Annotated in this window: 17 protein-coding genes and 1 riboswitch; of the genes, 14 read left to right on the top strand and 3 right to left on the bottom strand. The window is 67.7% G+C overall.

Annotated elements, in window-relative coordinates:
- The first annotated feature begins 189 nt into the window (after nucleotides 1-189).
- The 4 genes from ACFXHA_RS25030 (at nucleotide 190) to ACFXHA_RS25015 (ending at nucleotide 3,895) form a co-directional block, all read left to right on the top strand.
- Entirely contained in the window at nucleotides 190-537 is a 348-nt protein-coding gene (locus tag ACFXHA_RS25030; protein ID WP_379360659.1) for a YrdB family protein, read from the top strand.
- 281 nt (nucleotides 538-818) lie between these two features.
- Nucleotides 819-2,846, top strand: a complete 2,028-nt coding sequence (gene fusA, locus ACFXHA_RS25025; RefSeq protein WP_379360657.1) for an elongation factor G — start codon at nucleotides 819-821, stop codon at nucleotides 2,844-2,846.
- 151 nt (nucleotides 2,847-2,997) lie between these two features.
- Entirely contained in the window at nucleotides 2,998-3,432 is a 435-nt protein-coding gene (locus tag ACFXHA_RS25020; RefSeq protein ID WP_379360728.1) for an SRPBCC family protein, read from the top strand.
- Between the two features lie 49 nt (nucleotides 3,433-3,481).
- The gene (locus ACFXHA_RS25015; protein ID WP_379360655.1) at nucleotides 3,482-3,895 is read left to right on the top strand and encodes a MarR family winged helix-turn-helix transcriptional regulator; all 414 of its coding nucleotides are present in this window, start codon (nucleotides 3,482-3,484) and stop codon (nucleotides 3,893-3,895) included.
- On the opposite strand, the gene ACFXHA_RS25010 is transcribed toward ACFXHA_RS25015, so the two are convergent.
- Nucleotides 3,896-4,744, bottom strand: a complete 849-nt coding sequence (locus ACFXHA_RS25010) for a GNAT family N-acetyltransferase (protein WP_379360653.1) — start codon at nucleotides 4,742-4,744, stop codon at nucleotides 3,896-3,898. It lies immediately after the preceding gene.
- 241 nt (nucleotides 4,745-4,985) lie between these two features.
- Between ACFXHA_RS25010 and ACFXHA_RS25005 the strand changes: the two genes are divergently transcribed.
- Nucleotides 4,986-5,624 carry an HAD family hydrolase gene (locus ACFXHA_RS25005; RefSeq protein ID WP_379360651.1) on the top strand — a complete coding sequence of 213 codons (639 nt, stop codon included), beginning with the start codon at nucleotides 4,986-4,988 and terminating at the stop codon, nucleotides 5,622-5,624.
- Nucleotides 5,625-5,656: 32 nt separating this feature from the next.
- On the opposite strand, the gene ACFXHA_RS25000 is transcribed toward ACFXHA_RS25005, so the two are convergent.
- The gene (locus tag ACFXHA_RS25000; protein WP_379360649.1) at nucleotides 5,657-6,133 is read right to left on the bottom strand and encodes an LOG family protein; all 477 of its coding nucleotides are present in this window, start codon (nucleotides 6,131-6,133) and stop codon (nucleotides 5,657-5,659) included.
- A gap of 114 nt (nucleotides 6,134-6,247) precedes the next feature.
- Nucleotides 6,248-6,365, top strand: a riboswitch (SAM riboswitch).
- Nucleotides 6,366-6,436: 71 nt separating this feature from the next.
- On the opposite strand from ACFXHA_RS25000, the gene ACFXHA_RS24995 reads away from it, so the two are divergent.
- The 9 genes from ACFXHA_RS24995 (at nucleotide 6,437) to ACFXHA_RS24955 (ending at nucleotide 15,582) form a co-directional block, all read left to right on the top strand.
- Nucleotides 6,437-7,594 (top strand): ABC transporter substrate-binding protein, encoded by a 1,158-nt coding sequence (locus ACFXHA_RS24995; RefSeq protein WP_379360647.1) that lies wholly within the window; start codon nucleotides 6,437-6,439, stop codon nucleotides 7,592-7,594.
- A complete protein-coding gene (locus ACFXHA_RS24990; RefSeq protein ID WP_379360645.1) occupies nucleotides 7,595-9,484 on the top strand; it encodes an ABC transporter permease in 1,890 nt (629 codons plus the stop codon).
- 10 nt (nucleotides 9,485-9,494) lie between these two features.
- Entirely contained in the window at nucleotides 9,495-10,343 is an 849-nt protein-coding gene (locus ACFXHA_RS24985; RefSeq protein WP_379360643.1) for an ABC transporter ATP-binding protein, read from the top strand.
- On the top strand, nucleotides 10,336-11,085 hold the full coding sequence (locus tag ACFXHA_RS24980) for an ABC transporter ATP-binding protein (RefSeq protein ID WP_379360641.1): 750 nt from the start codon (nucleotides 10,336-10,338) through the stop codon (nucleotides 11,083-11,085). The genes ACFXHA_RS24985 and ACFXHA_RS24980 overlap by 8 nt, the downstream gene beginning before the upstream one ends.
- Entirely contained in the window at nucleotides 11,082-12,098 is a 1,017-nt protein-coding gene (locus ACFXHA_RS24975) for a putative FMN-dependent luciferase-like monooxygenase (RefSeq protein WP_379360639.1), read from the top strand. Before ACFXHA_RS24980 ends, ACFXHA_RS24975 begins: the two co-directional genes overlap by 4 nt.
- Nucleotides 12,095-12,724, top strand: coding sequence for a hypothetical protein (locus tag ACFXHA_RS24970; RefSeq protein ID WP_379360637.1), 630 nt, complete (start codon nucleotides 12,095-12,097; stop codon nucleotides 12,722-12,724). Before ACFXHA_RS24975 ends, ACFXHA_RS24970 begins: the two co-directional genes overlap by 4 nt.
- A complete protein-coding gene (locus ACFXHA_RS24965; RefSeq protein ID WP_379360635.1) occupies nucleotides 12,717-13,331 on the top strand; it encodes a peroxidase-related enzyme in 615 nt (204 codons plus the stop codon). The genes ACFXHA_RS24970 and ACFXHA_RS24965 overlap by 8 nt, the downstream gene beginning before the upstream one ends.
- A 672-nt stretch (nucleotides 13,332-14,003) precedes the next feature.
- Nucleotides 14,004-14,636 (top strand): TetR/AcrR family transcriptional regulator, encoded by a 633-nt coding sequence (locus ACFXHA_RS24960; protein ID WP_235949243.1) that lies wholly within the window; start codon nucleotides 14,004-14,006, stop codon nucleotides 14,634-14,636.
- 100 nt (nucleotides 14,637-14,736) lie between these two features.
- Nucleotides 14,737-15,582, top strand: a complete 846-nt coding sequence (locus ACFXHA_RS24955; protein ID WP_379360633.1) for an alpha/beta fold hydrolase — start codon at nucleotides 14,737-14,739, stop codon at nucleotides 15,580-15,582.
- A gap of 9 nt (nucleotides 15,583-15,591) precedes the next feature.
- Here the strand turns inward: ACFXHA_RS24955 and aspA are convergent, their stop codons facing one another.
- Nucleotides 15,592-16,998 (bottom strand): aspartate ammonia-lyase, encoded by a 1,407-nt coding sequence (gene aspA, locus ACFXHA_RS24950; RefSeq protein ID WP_379360726.1) that lies wholly within the window; start codon nucleotides 16,996-16,998, stop codon nucleotides 15,592-15,594.
- Nucleotides 16,999-17,080 lie beyond the last annotated feature (82 nt).

The following is a 17,080-nucleotide window of genomic DNA, read 5'->3' as shown; positions in this document are numbered from 1 at the left end:
GGTACTGCACTCGACAGGGTGTGGGAGAGTAGGACACCGCCGGAACATCATTCGCGAAACCCCCTGACCTCGGTCAGGGGGTTTCTGCGTTTCCGAGGTAGATCCAGACTGGGAGAGCACTGCTCTTGACTCGGGGCACTGTATCTGTGACTATTGATCGCAATAGAGAGCACCGATCTCGGAGTCGACATGATCAATACCGTCTGGTCCACAGTCAACCTCACCCTCGCGTTCGCGTTCGAACTCGTCGCCGTCGGGGCGCTGGCCTACTGGGGCGTGCGCACCGGGCGCGGCCGGGTGGCGAAAGTGCTGCTGGGTGTGGGTATGGCGGTCGCTGCCATGACGCTCTGGGGCCTGTTCGCGGCACCGCAGGCCAGCTTCTCGATCCCGATCGCCGCAGTCCTCACCAAGGTGGCCGTCTTCGGCGGTGCGTCGGTAGGGCTGTGGCAGCTCGGACACCGCACGGCCGCGGTCGCCTTCCCGGTACTGGTGGCCGCGAACCTCGCGGTGATCCACCTCGGGCACCTGTCGATGTGAGCGTGGTTGTGCCGCGCGGAAATTCGCGCGACACCGCATGCGTTGCACTGTTACGTTCACTCGGCGGGAGAACGGATCCCGCTGAACTCTCGTAAGCAGGAAGGGGCCTGGCCATGCGTACCTATCGCACCGCCGTCGTTGCCCGCCCGCGCTTCGAGGTGATCCTGGTGTCTTCGCCGGCTCGGTGCCGGCTGCGCGGCCGGTACTGAGTAACCCCGGACCTCTGTCGTCCCGGGGAATCGCGCTGTTCTGTACAAGATCAGCTCGAAGGACGTATTACCGTGCGTACCAATATTTCTCGACAAAACCTGGCTGTCGTTCGTAACCTCGGGATTCTCGCGCATGTGGACGCGGGCAAGACCACGGTGACCGAGCGCATGCTGTTCCTCACCGGGATCACCCACAAGCGCGGCGAGGTGCACGACGGCACCACCGTCACCGATTTCGATCCGCAGGAACGGGATCGGGGCATCACCATCTTCGCGGCGGCGGTGGCCTGCCAGTGGGGTGGACACCGGCTTACCGTCATCGATACCCCGGGGCACGTCGACTTCTCCGATGAGGTCGAGCGCTCCCTGCGGGTATTGGACGGCGCCGTCGCGGTTTTCGACGCCGTCGCCGGCGTGGAGCCGCAGAGTGAATCGGTGTGGCGGCGGGCCGACCGCTACGGTGTGCCGCGCATCGCGTTCGTCAACAAGATGGACCGCGCCGGAGCCGACCTGGTGGCCACCGTGGATTCGATTCGCGAACGGCTGCATCCGGTTCCGCTGCCGATCCAGCTGCCCGTCTACACCGGTGACCTGTTCACCGGCGTGGTGGACCTGGTTCGTCTGCGGGCGCTGCACTGGGATGGCGGCCTGGTCGAAGGGCCGGTGCCCGATCATCTCGTGGCGGCCGCGGAGCAAGCCCGGCGGGAGCTGGAAGAGGCGGTGGCGGAACGGGATTCGGCGGCACTCGAGGAGTTCGTCGAACACTCCGGGCTGTCCGCCGACACGCTGAGCGCCGCGCTGCGGGAGTTGACGCTCTCCGGTGAGGTGGTCCCGGTGCTGTGCGGTGCGGCGTACCGCGATATCGGCATCGAGCCGCTGCTCGACGCCGTGGTCGCGTATCTGCCGTCGCCGCTGGACCGGCCGCCGGTCGGTGCCGGGGACGACCGTCGCGGCGCTGATCCGGCGGAACCGCTTGCCGCGCTGGCGTTCAAGGTGCATGCCACGCCGACCGGGCGGCTCACGTTCGTGCGCGTCTACTCGGGCGTCCTGGCCAAGGGCGACACCGTGCTCGACGCGGGCGGTGGCCGCCGGGAACGGATCGCTCGCATCCTGCGGGTGCAGGCGGATCGGCATCAGGAGGTGGAGTCCGCGGTGGCGGGCGACATCGTCGCACTGGTCGGGCCCAAGGCGGTCCGGGTCGGCGCGACGCTGTGCGCGCCGGACGCACCGGTGCAACTGGAGCCACCGGTTCCGACCGAGCCGGTGGTGTCGGTGGCGGTCGAGGCGAAATCCAGCGCCGAGACCGAGAAGCTGGCCGTGGCACTCGCGCGGCTGGCGGACGAGGATCCGTCGCTCACGGTGCGGACCGATCCCGAGACCGGGCAGACGCTGCTGGCCGGGCTGGGTGAGCTGCATCTGGAGGTCGTGGTGGAGAAGCTGCGCCTCGACCGTGGGCTGAGCGTGTCGGTCGGCAGACCGCAGGTGGCGTACCGGGAGACCGTAGTGCGTGGCGTGCGGGGTCTGGTGTATCGGCACGTCAAGCAGGACGGCGGGTCGGGGCAGTGGGCGCACATCGTGCTCGATGTGCAGCCGCTGGACGAATCCGATTCCGGGGCGACCGGTTTCGAGTTCGAGTCCACGGTGGTCGGCGGCCGGGTGCCGGCGGAGTTCGTGCGCGCGGTGGAGGCCGGGTGCCGGGACGCGCTGGGCGAGGGTCCGCTGGCGGGTCATCCGGTCACGGGTGTGCGGGTCACGCTCACCGATGGTGCGACGCATTCGAAGGATTCGTCGGACCTGGCCTTCCGGACTGCGGGCCGGCTGGGCATGCGGGAAGCCTTGCGCGCCAGCGCCATGGTGGTGCTCGAACCACTGGTGGAGCTGACCGCGACTGTGCCGGAGGACTATGTCGGCGCGGTGCTGGGTGATCTGGCCGCGCGCCGCGGCCGGGTCACGGGCTCGGTGACCCGGATCGGTTCCGTGGTGCTCACCGCCACGGTGCCGCTGGCCGAATTGTTCGGCTACGCAACGCGTTTGCGTAGCCGAACGCAGGGTCGGGGCACGTTCACCACGTGCCCGCTGGGGTATGCCCCGGCTGCCTGACGGGTCCGATCCGGGGCCGGTGGCGGCGACAGTCGATGTCGTCCGCCGCCGGTCCCGGTGTTCGTCGCGGAGGAAATCTGCCGCTGGGGGTTGTTTGTTGTCGCGACTACAGTTACTGTTGTCGCAACAACAGAAATTCCCCCGAGTGGAGATGATTCAGATGATGTACTCGTTCAGCGAAGCGGCCGTGATCAAGGGCGATGTCGACAAGATCTGGGCGGTCGCGACCGACGTGAACCGGCTGGCCGAATGGGACCCGCACGAGGAGAAGTCCCGGATCGACGGTGAGTTCGCGCCCGGAACCAAGGGGTGGGTGAAGCCGAAGGGGGCCCCCGCCGGGCCCTTCACGATCGTGGCAGTGGAGCCTGGGAAGTCGTGGAGCAGTGAGGCGGGCATCCCGTTCGGGAAGCTGCGTGGTCGCAATACCTTCGAGGACCTCGGTGATGGGACGGTGCGGGTGACGAAGAATGTGGAGATCCACGGGCCGATGGGTCCGTTGTTCAAGCTCATCTGGGAGAAGCGGATGCGGGCCGATATGCCGCTGACCTTCGCGGCCATGGAACAGGAGGCGCTACGGCGTGGCTGAAACACCGGGTAGCCCGCGGGAGGCACGAGGCGTTCCGCGGGGGCCGCTCATGAGTCCGGGGTTCTGGCTGCACCATGCCGCACTGGAATGGCGGGCGACGCTGGAACGCAATCTGCGCCCGCTCGGGCTGACCCCCACCCAGTTCAACCTGCTGGCCTCGGCCGGCTGGCTGAGCCGGCAGGGGGAGTTGCCGACCCAGCAGCAGGTGGCGGACATGTCCGGGTCGGATCGGATGATGGCGTCCAAGGTGATTCGCGGGCTGGAGGAGCGCGGCCTGCTGGTCCGGCAGGCAGACCCGGCCGATGCCCGCGCCCTGCGCATCGAACTCACGCCCGGCGGCCGGGAATTGGTGAGCAAGGGCGTGCAGACCGCCGTCGACACCGACGTCCAGCTCTTCGGCGCTGACGGGGACAAGCTGCGGGAGCAGCTGAAACCCATTGCCGCCCACCGACTGCCGGACTGATCAGCCCTTCACCAGGATGGCGCGGGTGTAGAGCAGAGCGAAGCCCTGACGCTGGACATTCTGCTGGGATTTCGAACCGGGCTGGGTGGTGACGACCGCGATATCGCAGCCCGCCGCCGTCGCCTCGGCCAGCCGGACCGACAACAGGGACGACTGCACGCCGTGTCGCCGATGCGCGGGATCGGTTGCCGCACCGGTGAGTTGGGCGACACCCTGCGACATGCGCATGCTGGCCCCGCCCGCGACCGCACCGTCGCGCCGGGCGAGATAGCGCTGCACCCCGGCCGCGCCGATCAGATCGCGCATGGCATTGGCGATGATCTCCGGCGGAAACTCCTCGTGCGAGGCGACACCCTGGGTGTCGGGATGCGCGAAACCGTCGGCGACCACATCCAGCCAGGCATCGAATTCGCCCTCACCACTGTGCTGTACGTCGACGCCGTCGGCGACGACCGCCGCGCGCTCGCCGCCGAGTTCGATACCGAGCACGTTCTCGAACGACACCAGTCGATAACCGCGCTCGGTGAGCAGTTCACCCACCCCCGGGTCGCCCAGCTGCGACACTTCGGCCTGCACCGCGGTCTTCCGCTCCGCGAACAGCTGCTCGATCTGCTCGAGCTCGGCCACCATCGGGACCCCGGCGAAGCCCAGCCCGGCCACCTTGTTGAGCGGCGAACCCTCCTCGGCGAAGGCGGCCACCCCGCCCGCGACCGGAATCACGAACCCGGCCGTAGCGCCGAGCCGCGCCGCCGCGGCCCCACCGCCCTTGCTGATCAACTCCGCCTCGACCCGCTCGATGCGCGCCGCCAGCTCCGTCCCGCAGAAAAATGTGCCCTGGTCACCAGCCATGCCCGCCAGCCTAATTCGCGCGGCCGCGAGATCGCCTTCGCTTTTCGGCGCGGCCGCCGATGAACACCGGCCGCGATCGCTGTCGTCACGATCGCCGAGCTGAACGTGCGCCGCCGGGTATCGGCGCGCCGACGTTGGACGAGCCCGCACGCGCCGGCGGTGATAGCCCGCGGCGGTAGGGCTGTGGGGGAAGCGGGTCGGTGGTGCCGGGCGGGGAATCGGCGGGCCGTAGGGTCGGGGGGTGGCTTTTGATCGTGCGACCGGACCGGCGGGCGGCCTCGTGGTGGGGTTCGACCTGGATATGACGCTGATCGATTCGCGGCCGGGGATCGCGGCGGTGTGGGATGCGGTGGCCGCGAAAACCGGCGTGCCGATCGACTCCGAGCTGGTGGTGTCGCGGCTCGGGCCGCCGCTGGCGGATGAGGCGGCGCAATGGTTTCCCGAGCACGAGGTGCCGGGGATCGTGGCCATGTACCGGGAGTTCTACCCGGACCTGGCGGTACAACCCTCGGAGAACCTGCCCGGTGTCGTCGACGCTCTCGCGGCCGTGCACCAGGCGGGCGGGCGGGTACTGGTGATCACGGCCAAGAACGAACCGCACGCGCAGCTGCACCTGGATCACCTCGGCCTCGAGGTGGATGAGCTGGTCGGCGGGGCGTGGGCGGAGGAGAAGGGGGAGGTGCTGCGGGAGCGCGGGGCCTCGATCTATGTGGGGGACCACCTCGGGGATGTGCGCGCGGCCAAGGTGGCCGACGCTGTCTCGGTGGCCGTGACCACCGGCCCCTATGCGGCCGAAGAGCTGTCGGCAGCCGGGGCCGATGTGGTGCTTGATGACCTCACCGAGTTCCCGGCGTGGCTGGCCGGCCACCTGGGCGGATAGAACGCGCCGGAATGACGAGGTGGAGGCGACGGCTACAGCGGGGGCGCGAGGGCGAGGGTGACCGCGTGGGCGGGGTCTAGGGCAGGGAGGGTGGCGTCGACGGGTTTGCCTTCGGCGTCGTGGATTCGCCAGCCGTGGAGGGAGATGACGCGGGTGGCGCGGTGGTTGGCGAGGGCCAGTTCGGAGAGGGTGCCCCAGGAGCCGCCGATGATGATGACGGCGTCGGCGGAGGCGATGAGGATGGCGTTTCGGGCTTCGCCCATGTTCGTGTAGAGGACTGCGGAGAGGCCGGGGCAGGCTGTGGCGCGGTCGGTGTCGGGGCGGATGCCGATGACGAGTCCGCCTGCGCGGGAAGCGCCTTCGGTGACGGCGGCCATGACGCCGGTGCCGCCGCCGCAGAGGACCGTCGCACCCGCGGTGGCGAGGAGGCGGCCTACTTCGCGGGCGGCCGCGGCGTCGCGAGGGGTGCAGTCGCGGGGGCCGCAGACGGCTATTTGCAGTGGTGGCAAGGGTTTTCCTGTCGTCGGTGTGCCGCGGTGGTCGTTCGGGGAGACGGGGTTGTTGGCATCAGGCTGATTCGAATCCTGTCGTCTTCCCGGTGGACACGGCTACCTTTTGCCCACGGTCACGAGTATCAGCATGTTCGAGCCCCGGCTCGCTGATCGGCAACCCTCGCTTGGCGGTGGGGTGCCCCGGGTGACGACCAGGTGGTGTCGTTCGCGGGCATCGCAAGCGCTAACAGGCCGTGCGTGGCAGTCACGGTCGTGTCCCCATGCCCGGTTGGCGAGCCGGCGCGGAGTGTAGAGGTTGCAATGAGCAGGTACTGGTCCCGTGGTTTCGGCCGGGTGGCGGTGGGTGTCGCGGCGGCGGCTCTGGTGGCGGGACTGGCCTCGGCCTGCTCCAACGACTCATCCGGAAGTAGCTCGGACACCGTGTATTTCGGCGTTTCGGGTCCGAAGACGGGTGGCTCTGCCGAATACGGGCGGCTCTGGCAGCAGGGTTTCGATCTGGCGTTGGACGAGATCAATGCCAATGGCGGGATCAATGGCAAGAAGGTCGCGCTGAAATGGGAGGATTCGCAGTCGGATCCGAAGCAGACCGTGCCGATCGCGACCAAGTTCGTGGGCGATCAGTCGATCATCGCCGAGCTGGGTGACTTCTCCTCGCCGGCCTCCATCGCGGCCTCGCCGGTGTACAACCGCGGCAAGCTGGTGCAGTACGGCTTCACCAATTCCTCGGTCGATTTCACCAAGGGCGGCGACTATTCGTGGAGCCCGTCCATCACGTTGGATGTGTTCCAGGAGCGCAATGCCGAATGGGTGAAGTCGAAGGCCAAGAAGGTTTCGGTGGTCTACCTCGAAACCGACTGGGGCAAGCAGGCTTTCCAGTTCTTCCAGCAGTTCGCCAAGGAGAAGGGCATCGAGATCGCCTACTCTTCCTCGATTCTGCCGGACTCGCAGGACTTCCGGCCGGTGCTGATCAAGGGCCGCGACGCCAACCCGGACGCGTTCGTGCACCTGGGTTACGGTCCGGACGGCGCGCTGGTCGTCAAGCAGCTGCGTGATGTCGGGTTCAACGGCCAGTTCTTCGGCGGCCAGAACACCCCGCAGTTCATCGATCTGGCGGGCAAGGCGGCCGAGGGCGACATCGTGAACGGCGTGTTCACCCCGTCGGATCCGAGCCCGAAGATCCAGAGCTTCACCACCAAGTTCAAGGCCAAGTTCAACACCGATCCGGGTGACTTCAATGTCTACGCCTACGACGCGCTCAACACCCTGGTGAAGGCGGCCAAGTTCGGCGGCGCGACTCGGGAGGGCGTGCTGAAGGGGCTGCGCGAGGTCAAAGACTTCGACGGAATCGGCCTGGGCACCTTCGCCTTCGATCAGCAGACGCGGCGGCCGAGCGGGGTGAAGCCGATCGAGCTGATCCTGCAGAACGGCAAGTTCCTGCCGGTCGGAAGCAATAAGTAGATGTTCGACACGCTTATCGCGGGTCTGGTCCACGGCAATGCGTACGCGCTCATCGCCGTGGGCATCACCCTGATCTTCGGGGTCAGCAATGTCATCAACTTCGCGCACGGCTCGATCTTCGCGTTCGGGTCGGTGCTGGGCTGGTGGCTGATCGCCCAGCACGGGCTGGCCTGGTGGGCCGCGCTGGCCGTGGTGGTCGTCGCGACCGCGCTGGTCGGCATCGCCATCGACGTGCTGGCGGTGCGGCCGCTGCGCCGCGCCCCGGCCATTGCCGCGCTGCTGGCGACGGTGGCGGTCGGGCTGATCATCGAGAACGTGGTCGCCCTGGTGTTCGGGCCGGATACCCGGCCGTTCCCACAGGTGTTGCCCACCAACAATATTCGGGTGGGCGGGGTGCGATTGGGCACCTCGGACGTGGTCATGTTCGCCATCACCCTGACGGTGATGGCCGGGCTGTGGGCGTTCCTGCGCTACAGCCGCCACGGCCTGGCCATCCGCGCCACCGCGCAGGATCCCGATGCCGCCGCGCAGATGGGGATCGGCGTGGGGCGGGTGCAGTCGCTGGCCTTCGCCATCGCGTCCGGATTGGGCGGGCTGGCAGGCATTTTCGTCGGCCTCTACAACTCGAATATCTCCCCGACCTCCGGCGGCATCGTCGGCATGACCGGGTTCGTGGCCGCCACCATCGGCGGGCTGGGTTCGATTCCGGGCGCGGTGGTGGGCGGTTTCGTGCTGGGGCTGGTGGAGGCGTTCGGCATCTACTGGTTCGGGGACGGGTACCGCGATCTCATCACCTTCGGGCTGCTGGTGATCTTCCTCGTGTTGCGGCCGGGCGGGCTGCTCGCACGGCCGCCCGCCATCGAATCCGAGCCCATGACCGGCACCTTCCTCGGGGCGGGCCGGGAACTGCGGGTGCGTTGGTGGCATGCGTTGATCGCGCTCGGTATTGCGGGCGTGGGAATTCCGTTGGTGGCCAACGACTACGGCATTTCGGTGGGCACTCAGATCCTGGCGTACGCGATCATCGCCGTCTCCATGACGCTGGTGGCGGGGTCGGCGGGACAGCTGGCCATCGGTCAGGCCGGGCCGATCGCCATCGGCGCGTATACCTCTGCGGTGCTTACGGTTTCGCACGGGTGGGCGTTTCTGCCCGCCATCATCGCGGCGGGAATCGTTGCCGCCGTAGTGTCCTCGGCGCTGGCCGCGCCGCTGTGGCGGCTGGGCGGCCACTATGTGGCCATCGCGACCCTGGGCATCGGCATCGTGACGGTGGCGATCATCCGCAACTGGGAGTCGGTGACGCGCGGCAGTTACGGCATCTTCGGGATTCCGGCACCGAAGATATTCGGCTACGAATTCACCACGCACACCGACATTTTCCGGCTGGAGCTGGTGGTGCTGGCGATCGCAATCGCGGTGATCGTCGGGGTGCAGCGGTCCCGGTTGGGGATCGCCATCCGGGCGATCGGCGCGGACGAGGTGGCGGCGCGGTCGGCGGGTGTGCCGGTGCGCGACTACAAGGCGCTGGCCTTCGCGGTCGCGGCGTTCTTCTCCGGGATCGGCGGTGCGTTGCTGGCGCACCAGTACTCCTACATCGACCCGACCGTATTCAACCTGCCGATGTCGCTGCTGGTGGTGACCATTCTGGTGCTCGGCGGTACCGCCTCACCGTACGGCGCGGTGCTGGGCGCGGCCGTGCTGATCGGGGTTCCGGAGGTGCTGCGGCTCGCCCCGTCGTGGCGAATCGTGTTGTACGGGTTGGTATTGCTGCTGGTGGTGCGGTTCCGGCCGCAGGGAATTCTGGTGAGGAGGGAGCGTGTCCGTGACAACGAACGCAGTGCCGATAACGAACGCAGTGCCGGCAACGAGCTCGAACCAGCCACCGCCTGAAGGTGAGGCGGTGCTGCGGGTTACCGGACTGCGGCGCGCCTTCGGTGGCGTGCAGGCCGTGGACGGCGTCGAATTCTCCATCGCGCCCGGGGAGTTCGTGTCGATCATCGGCCCGAACGGATCCGGCAAGTCGACCACGGTCAATCTGATATCCGGGGTGCTGAAGCCTGATTCGGGTGAAGTGCTGGTGCGCGGCAAGCGTATTCGTCCCGGGCGGCCGGAGGCCGCCGCCGAGGCGGGTATCGCGCGCACGTTCCAGAACGGCCGGGTCTTCGGCAATATGACCGTGCGCGAGAACGTGGACGTGGGTTTGCAGACCACGTTGCGCGCCTCCCGGCCCTTGCGGTCGCTGGCGAATATCCCGGTGCTGCGCTGGATTTCGCTGCTGGCCGAGCTGGGGGTGGCGCTCGTGCCGACTCCGGCCGCCCGTGCCGAGCGGCGCGAGTCGGCGGCCCGTATCGACGCGCAGCTGGCCCGCTTTCCCGAACGCCTGGTGCCGCGCGCGGACAATCCGACCTACACGCTGTCCTACGCCAATCGTCGCCGCACCGAGATCGCCCGCGCCCTGGCCCTGGAACCCGACCTGCTGCTGCTGGACGAGCCCGCGGCGGGCATGAACCAGACCGAGACCGTCGAAATCGGTAGGCAACTGGCCGAATTGAAGGCGCAGGGCCAGACCGTGCTGCTGGTCGAGCACAAGATGGACCTGGTCCACGACCTCTCGGACCGGGTACTGGTGCTCGATGAGGGCCGCATCATCGCGCAGGGCACCCCGGACGAGGTGCTCGCGGATCCGCGCGTCATCGAGGCGTACCTCGGGCGCAGCCGGGCGGGCGGAAAGGTGGAGGCGGATGTCTGATTTCGACGAGAACGCCACGCCGATCCTCGAATTCGAGCAGGTGGTGGTGCACTACGGGTCGTCGCGGGCATTGGACGAGGTGTCGCTGAAGGTGCGGCCCGGTGAGATCGTCTCACTGCTCGGCGGTAATGCCTCCGGCAAGTCGACCACCATGAAAACCGCGCTCGGACTGTTGAAGCCGACCTCCGGCACGGTCCGCATCGACGGTGCCGACGTCACCGGCACCTCCGCGTCGGCGCGCATTCGAGCCGGTCTGGCCTCGGTGCCGGAAGCGCGGCGGGTGTTCCCGGCCATGACCGTGGAGGAGAACCTCTTCGTCGGCGGCTACATCCGCAAGGAGCGGCGCTCGGTGCTGGCGGCCCGCGCGGCCGAACTGTTCGAGCACTTCCCGCGGCTGGCCGAACGCCGCACCCAGCGGGCGGGCACGCTCTCGGGCGGCGAACAGCAGATGCTGGCCTTCGGCCGGGCGCTGATGAGCAAACCTCGCCTGATCTGCATGGACGAGCCCACCATGGGATTGTCGCCACTGTTCGTGGATCGGGTGCTGGACGAGATCGCCCGGCTCAATCGGGAGCTGGGCCTGGCCATCCTGATCGTGGAACAGCAGGCGGAACTGGCGCTGAGCATCGCGCACACCGCCAATGTGCTGCGCAGCGGCAAGATCGTGCTGCACGGCCCGGCCGCCGAGCTGGTCGGCGACCCGGCGGTACGTGACGCCTACCTCGGAAAGGTGACGATATGACCCCGCAACGCCTCGGATTCTTCACCCGCCTGGTCCGTACCGACGCGGGTGAGGACGCGGCCACCGTGTACCGGGAGGCGCTCGAGCAGATCGAGCTGGCCGAACGGCTCGGTTACGACACCGCTTGGGTGGCGCAGCATCACCTGGATCCGCGCGAGGGCGGACTGCCGTCCCCGTTCGTCTTCCTCGCGCACGCGGCGGCCCGCTTCCCGCGCATTCGCTTCGGAACCGCCATCGTCACGCTGGCGCTGGAGGATCCGATCCGGGTCGCCGAGGACGCGGCCGTGCTGGACACATTGTCGAGCGGGCGCCTCGAACTCGGGTTCGGCGCGGGCGGGTCGCGGCATGCCTTCGAACTGTTCGAGCTGGGCGGCGCGGATCGGCAGCAGGTGTACGCCGACAAGCTGGCGAAAGTGACTGCGGCACTGCATGGTGCGTCCTTGGTCGATGACCGCGGTCTGAACCCGCCCGCACCGGGCCTGCGAAATCGCCTGTGGCAAGCGACCTTCTCCGCCGGTGGCGCGGAGCGGGCCGGGCGCGCCGGAGATGGACTGCTGCTGTCGAAGGCACAGCCGCGTGATCCGGCCGCACCGGAGGCCACGCTGTGGGAAATCCAGCAGCCGCTGGTCGACGCCTACCTGCGCGCGCTGCCCGCAGGCACGACACCCCGAATCGGCGCGTCCCGGGGCGTTTTCGTGGCCGACGACCACGACGAGGCGGTAGCGCTCGCCGAACACGGCGCGGCCCGCTTCCTGGATCAGCTCGGCCACAACGGCGGCCCCGAGGTGGCGAACTCGGTCGCGGAAGTGCTGCGCGACATCTACTACGGCACCCCCGACGAGGTCGCCGCACAACTGGCCGCCGACACGGCCCTGCGCCACGCCACCGACTTCATCGTCCAGGCCCACCCGGTCGACCCGGGCCACGCCGCCACGCTGCGCTCCATAGAACTCATCGCCACCAAGGTTGCCCCGCAACTGGGTTGGCGCTCCGACGAAAGGACTCGGTCGTGACCGAGGCACCCGCCGCACCGACCACAGCACCCGTCGCTGCGGCTACGGCACCCACCGCTCCCACCGCCGCTGCGGACACCCCGGCGGCCGTGACCGAGGCACCCGTCGCGGCGACCTCGGCACCGACCGCGGGCAGCTCTGCGTTGGCGTCGGCCGCCGAGGCTGTGCGCCAGGGGTTTACGGCCGACGTCATCGACTCGGTGCTCGGTAGTTCAGCACCGGGGTTGCGGGCGTTGCGGGATGCGCGTCCGGCGGTGGTCGAGCACACGCAGGGGGTGTACGCGGCGCTACTGGACGGGCCGGCCGCTGAGAGTGTCGGGCGGGATCGGCTGATCGCGGCGGCGGTCGCGGTGGCCGAGCTGGCGGGTGCACCCGCGTTGGCGGCGCACTATGCCGGGCTGGGAACCGTTCCGGCCGAGGGGGATCCGGTGCTGGCTGCGATCTTGCGGCATGCGGCGCGGGTGAGTACCGCGCCGGCGTCGATTACGCGCGCGGATATCGACGCGCTGGCGGCGGTGGGGTTGTCGGAGCGCGACATCGTGACGGTGGCGCAGCTCATCGGGTTCGTGCACTTCCAGGTTCGGCTGGTTGCCGGGCTCGAATTGATCGGAGCGGGACATGAGTGAGACCGGCGTCGAGACCGAGGTGCGGAGCGTCGAAATCTCGCGGCGGCCTGCGGGATTCACGCAGGAGCAGTTGGACTGGGTGCCGTGGGTGGAGCCGATCCGGCTGGCGGACGCGGATGATGACCAGCGGCCGTTGTTGGAAGGGGATCGGGGGGTTGGGCCTTACTTTCGGCTACTGGCTCGCAACGCCGCGGTTCTCGCGCACCGCAGTGCCAATGACAAAGAGATCTTCTACGGTCGAGAGGGGTTGACCCGCGCCGAGCGCGAACTCGCGGCGACCGTTACCTCGCGGCACAACGGCTGCGAATACTGCGCCTCCGTTCACTCTCGTTTCACTTCGGCGCTGTCCAAGCGTAGCGACGATGTGCAGCGGTTGCTGGACGACGGCAACTCGGTGCGGATCGACGAAAGGTGGGACGCGATCATCGATTTCGTGGACGCGCTCGCCGCCACTCCGCCGCGCGCGGACGTGAATCATCTGAAACGCTTGCGGGAACTGGGATTCGGCGATGCGGAGTTGCACGACCTGGTGTTGTCGACGGCGTCGTTCTCGTGGGCCAATCGCCTCATGCTGACGCTCGGTGAGCCGGAGGTTCCGCTCGGCTAGGGCTCTCTAGTGGCGTCTCGAAATAATTCTAGAAAGTTCATGGAAAAGCGTCCGGCCTGTGTGTTCCGTCGGTATCGTCCCGATGGCAAACAGTCAGTGAAAGTACTGGCAACCTGTCGAAGCGGAGCACCACCATGTCGAATCTCATTTCGGATGTCTTGACGCAGACCATCATCAAGCTGCAGCAGACGGGTTCGTCGACCCTGTCTGCCAAGTAGCCACTCGAGCGCCACTTTTCGGCTACTGCGCGGAAGCCGAATCGATGACGAAGGGCCCGATCCTCGATGGGGGGTTCGGGCCCTTTTTCGTGCCCGTCGCAGGTGGCCGTCCCGCCGCGTCCGCGGACCAGGTTCTCCGCGCGTCGGAGCGACACGCCAAATTAATACTAAAAATCTCCTCGAAAAGTATTCCGTCCAGTTCGCCGTCTCTGTATCGTGATGAACGGCAAACGATCAGTGACTTTCGGGTCAATGCGACATCGGGCCGCGAGTCTTCCCCCGGACGCGCTTCCCGAACCCGGGCCGGTTCCCCTGCCTATATCCACCGTCCCGGGTGCGTCGCATCCCGAAAGTCACTGAGCCAACTTTCGGCTAACGCGCGGTAAGTCGAAGGTTCAAACGAAGGGCCCGATCCATGACGAGGGGATCGGGCCCTTCGGTATTGTCTGGCGCAATGTCACAGGAAACGAACGCGGGAAGAATGTACGCCGGGCAGCCCGTAGAAGACCGGCAGCGGCAGCGTCGTGCGCGTTTTCTGGAGTCCGGGCTCACGGTGTTCGCGCGCGACGGCTACGCCAATAGTTCCGTCGGAGCAATCTGCAAGGACGCCGGCCTCTCCTCGAGGCAGTTCTACGAGGAGTTCACCGGACGCGAATCGCTGTTGCTCGAGCTCTACGAGCAGATCGATCGCGAATCCCGGGAAGCCGTGGCGGCCACCATCGCCGAGCACTCCGACGCCAGCGCCATCGACATCATCGACGCCGCCGTCCGCGCCTATATCGAGTCCATCGGGCGCGACCCGCGCAAGGCCCGGGTCGCACTCGTCGAAGTCGTCGGGGCGGGACCCAAGGTGGAGAAGTTCCGCCTGGAACTGCGCCGCGCCTGGGGCGCGCTGCTGGCCAGCGCCGCCGAGGATGCCGCCCTGCACGGTGAAATCCCGCCCGGGGACTACGAAATGCGCGTGCTCGCCATCATCGGCGCCGTCAACTACGTGGTCGACGCCTGGAGCGGTTCGGAACCGCGCCAGCCGCTCGACGACGTGATCCGCGTGCTGCGTCGCGTCATCATGGGCGCGGTCAGCGCCTGACCCGCGACACGCCCGATCTCGAACCCGACTGTCCCCACTCCACTTCGCGCCCGTCCGCACCTCGCGGACGGGCGCTTATTTTGCGGGTAGCGTGCCGCTCATGGAGACGGTGCCCATCCAGATGCCCGACGGGTCGACGGTGACGGTGCGGATGATTCCGGCGAAAGGCCCGCATCGGCATCCGATTACGGTCGACACGCCGAGGCCGGTGGTCGTTATCGTTCCGGGACTGGGGGTTCCGGGGGAGTTCTACTCGCTGTTCGGGAAGCCCCTGTCGGACCGGGGATTCGATGTGGCGCTGCTGGAGATCCGCGGCAACGACGGCAGGCCGAAACCGGCGGTGTCGAGCTCGCACGGCTATCAGGAGCTGGTGGCCGTCGACTTCCCGGCCATGTTCGAGGCAGTGCGGGAACGGTTTCCGGACAGCACGCCGTATCTGCTCGGTCACAGCATGGGCGGGCAGTTGGGCGTCATGTACGCGTCCCGGATTCGCGGGCGGCTGGGCGGGCTCATCCTCGTCGCGTCCGGAACGCCGCATCATCGCGGCTATACGGGCCTGGCGGCGCTCGGCAGTGCCGCACTGTCGCTGACGGCCAATCTCGCCGGATTCTGGCCGGGGGACACCATTACGGCGGGTGGGTTCGGACGGCAATCGAAGGTGCTCATCGCCGACTGGGCGCGGCTCGCCCGCACCGGCCGATTCCAGCCCGCCGGAGCGGATATCGACTACGAGGAGCGCATCGGGCGGCTGAAGCTGCCCGTGCTGTCGATCACGCTGACCGGGGACGAACTCACCCCGCAGAGTTCGGCGCGGCAGCTGCTGGCCAAAATGCCCGAGGCCGACATCACCCGCTGGCACAACCCGGAGTCGCTCGGGCACAACGGCTGGATCAGCGATCCCGCCTCCACCCTCGACTACGTCGAAAAGTGGCTGCGGGACCGCTGATTCGGACCGCTAGAGCGAGCGGGAGCGTGGGGCCGTCATCTTTTCCGGACTCAAGAGCTCGTCCAGTTCGTCCTTTGTCATCGCGCCGCGTTCCAGCACCAGGTCGTAGACGCTGCCGCCGGTCTTCAACGCCTCCTTGGCAATCGAGGCCGACTGCTCGTAGCCGAGCTTGGGCACCAGCGCGGTGACCAGGCCGATGCTGTGGTTGACCAGCTCCCGGCAGTGCTCGCGATTGGCGGTGATGCCGGTGATGCAACGGCTGGTCAGGGTGATGGCCGCATTGCGCAGCATCATGGTGCCCATCAGCAGGTCGTAGGCCATGATCGGCTCGGCCATATTGAGTTCCAGCTGGCTCGCCTCGGCAGCCATGGTGACGGTCATGTCGTAGCCGATGAGCTGGAAGCAGACCTGCGACACCACCTCCGGGATGACCGGATTGACCTTGCCCGGCATGATCGACGAACCCGGCTGCATGGCAGGCAGATTGATCTCGCCCAGCCCGGCGCGCGGTCCGCTGGAGAGCAGCCGCAGATCGTTGCAGATCTTGGACAGCTGCACGGCGGCGCGCTTGAGCGTGGCGGAGATGGCCACGAAATCACCCGAGTCCTGGGTGGCCTCCACCAGATTCTCGGCCTGGCAGATCGGCAGCCCGGTGACCTCGGCCAGCTTGGCCGAGACCAGTTCCGCGTAGCCGGGCGGGCTGGTGATGCCGGTGCCGATCGCGGTCGCGCCCATGTTCATCGCGAGCAGGTCGGTCGAGATGCGCTCCAGATGGGTGATGGCCTCGCCGATCATCACCGCGTACGCGCCGAACTCCTGGCCCAGTGTCATCGGGACGGCGTCCTGCAGCTGGGTGCGGCCCATCTTGATGACATCGGAGAATTCGACGGCCTTGGCCTTCAAGGCGTTCCGCAACTCGCCGAGCGCCGCGACGGCGTCCAGCAGGGACAGGTAGACGCCGAGCTTCACCGAGGTCGGGTAGACGTCATTGGTGGACTGCGAACAGTTCACGTCGTCATTGGGGTGCAGGAACTGGTATTCGCCCTTGCGGTGGCCCATGAGTTCCAGGCCGCGGTTGGCGATCACCTCGTTGGCGTTCATGTTCGTGGAGGTGCCCGCGCCACCCTGCACCATGTCGACCATGAAGTCGGCGCGCAGCTTGCCCTCCACGATCTCGTCGCACGCCGCGATGATGGCGTCCGCCTTGGCCTGGGTGATCGAGCCGAGTTCCGCGTTGGCAAGCGCCGCCGCCTTTTTCACGTACGCCAGTGCGGTGACCAGATGCCCGAACTTGCGCAGCTTGATGCCTGAGATGGGGAAGTTCTCCAGGGCGCGCAGGGTCTGCACGCCGTAATACGCCTCCGACGGCAGTTCCCGGGTGCCGAGCGAATCGTGTTCGGTGCGAATGCCGCCCAGCTGCTGCTGCGCGCTGATGGCCTCCGCGAGCTGCTCGGTGACGCTGCGCATCCGGTGCGCGATGAGCTGGGCCAGGCGGGAG

Origin of the sequence: Nocardia sp. NPDC059240 (assembly GCF_042753865.1) — a bacterium.
Taxonomy (GTDB): Bacteria; Actinomycetota; Actinomycetes; order Mycobacteriales; family Mycobacteriaceae; genus Nocardia.
This window is presented reverse-complemented; position numbering and strand designations above follow the sequence as displayed.

Excerpts from the sequence above, each read along its gene's own strand:
- ACFXHA_RS25030 (WP_379360659.1), top strand. The coding sequence starts at position 190 with ATGATCAATACCGTCTGGTCCACAGTCAACCTCACCCTCGCGTTCGCG.
- ACFXHA_RS25020 (WP_379360728.1), top strand. The coding sequence starts at position 2,998 with ATGATTCAGATGATGTACTCGTTCAGCGAAGCGGCCGTGATCAAGGGC.
- ACFXHA_RS25015 (WP_379360655.1), top strand. The coding sequence starts at position 3,482 with ATGAGTCCGGGGTTCTGGCTGCACCATGCCGCACTGGAATGGCGGGCG.
- ACFXHA_RS25010 (WP_379360653.1), bottom strand. The coding sequence starts at position 4,744 with ATGGCTGGTGACCAGGGCACATTTTTCTGCGGGACGGAGCTGGCGGCG.
- ACFXHA_RS24995 (WP_379360647.1), top strand. The coding sequence starts at position 6,437 with ATGAGCAGGTACTGGTCCCGTGGTTTCGGCCGGGTGGCGGTGGGTGTC.
- ACFXHA_RS24990 (WP_379360645.1), top strand. The coding sequence starts at position 7,595 with ATGTTCGACACGCTTATCGCGGGTCTGGTCCACGGCAATGCGTACGCG.
- ACFXHA_RS24980 (WP_379360641.1), top strand. The coding sequence starts at position 10,336 with ATGTCTGATTTCGACGAGAACGCCACGCCGATCCTCGAATTCGAGCAG.
- ACFXHA_RS24975 (WP_379360639.1), top strand. The coding sequence starts at position 11,082 with ATGACCCCGCAACGCCTCGGATTCTTCACCCGCCTGGTCCGTACCGAC.
- ACFXHA_RS24965 (WP_379360635.1), top strand. The coding sequence starts at position 12,717 with ATGAGTGAGACCGGCGTCGAGACCGAGGTGCGGAGCGTCGAAATCTCG.
- ACFXHA_RS24960 (WP_235949243.1), top strand. The coding sequence starts at position 14,004 with ATGTCACAGGAAACGAACGCGGGAAGAATGTACGCCGGGCAGCCCGTA.
- ACFXHA_RS24955 (WP_379360633.1), top strand. The coding sequence starts at position 14,737 with ATGGAGACGGTGCCCATCCAGATGCCCGACGGGTCGACGGTGACGGTG.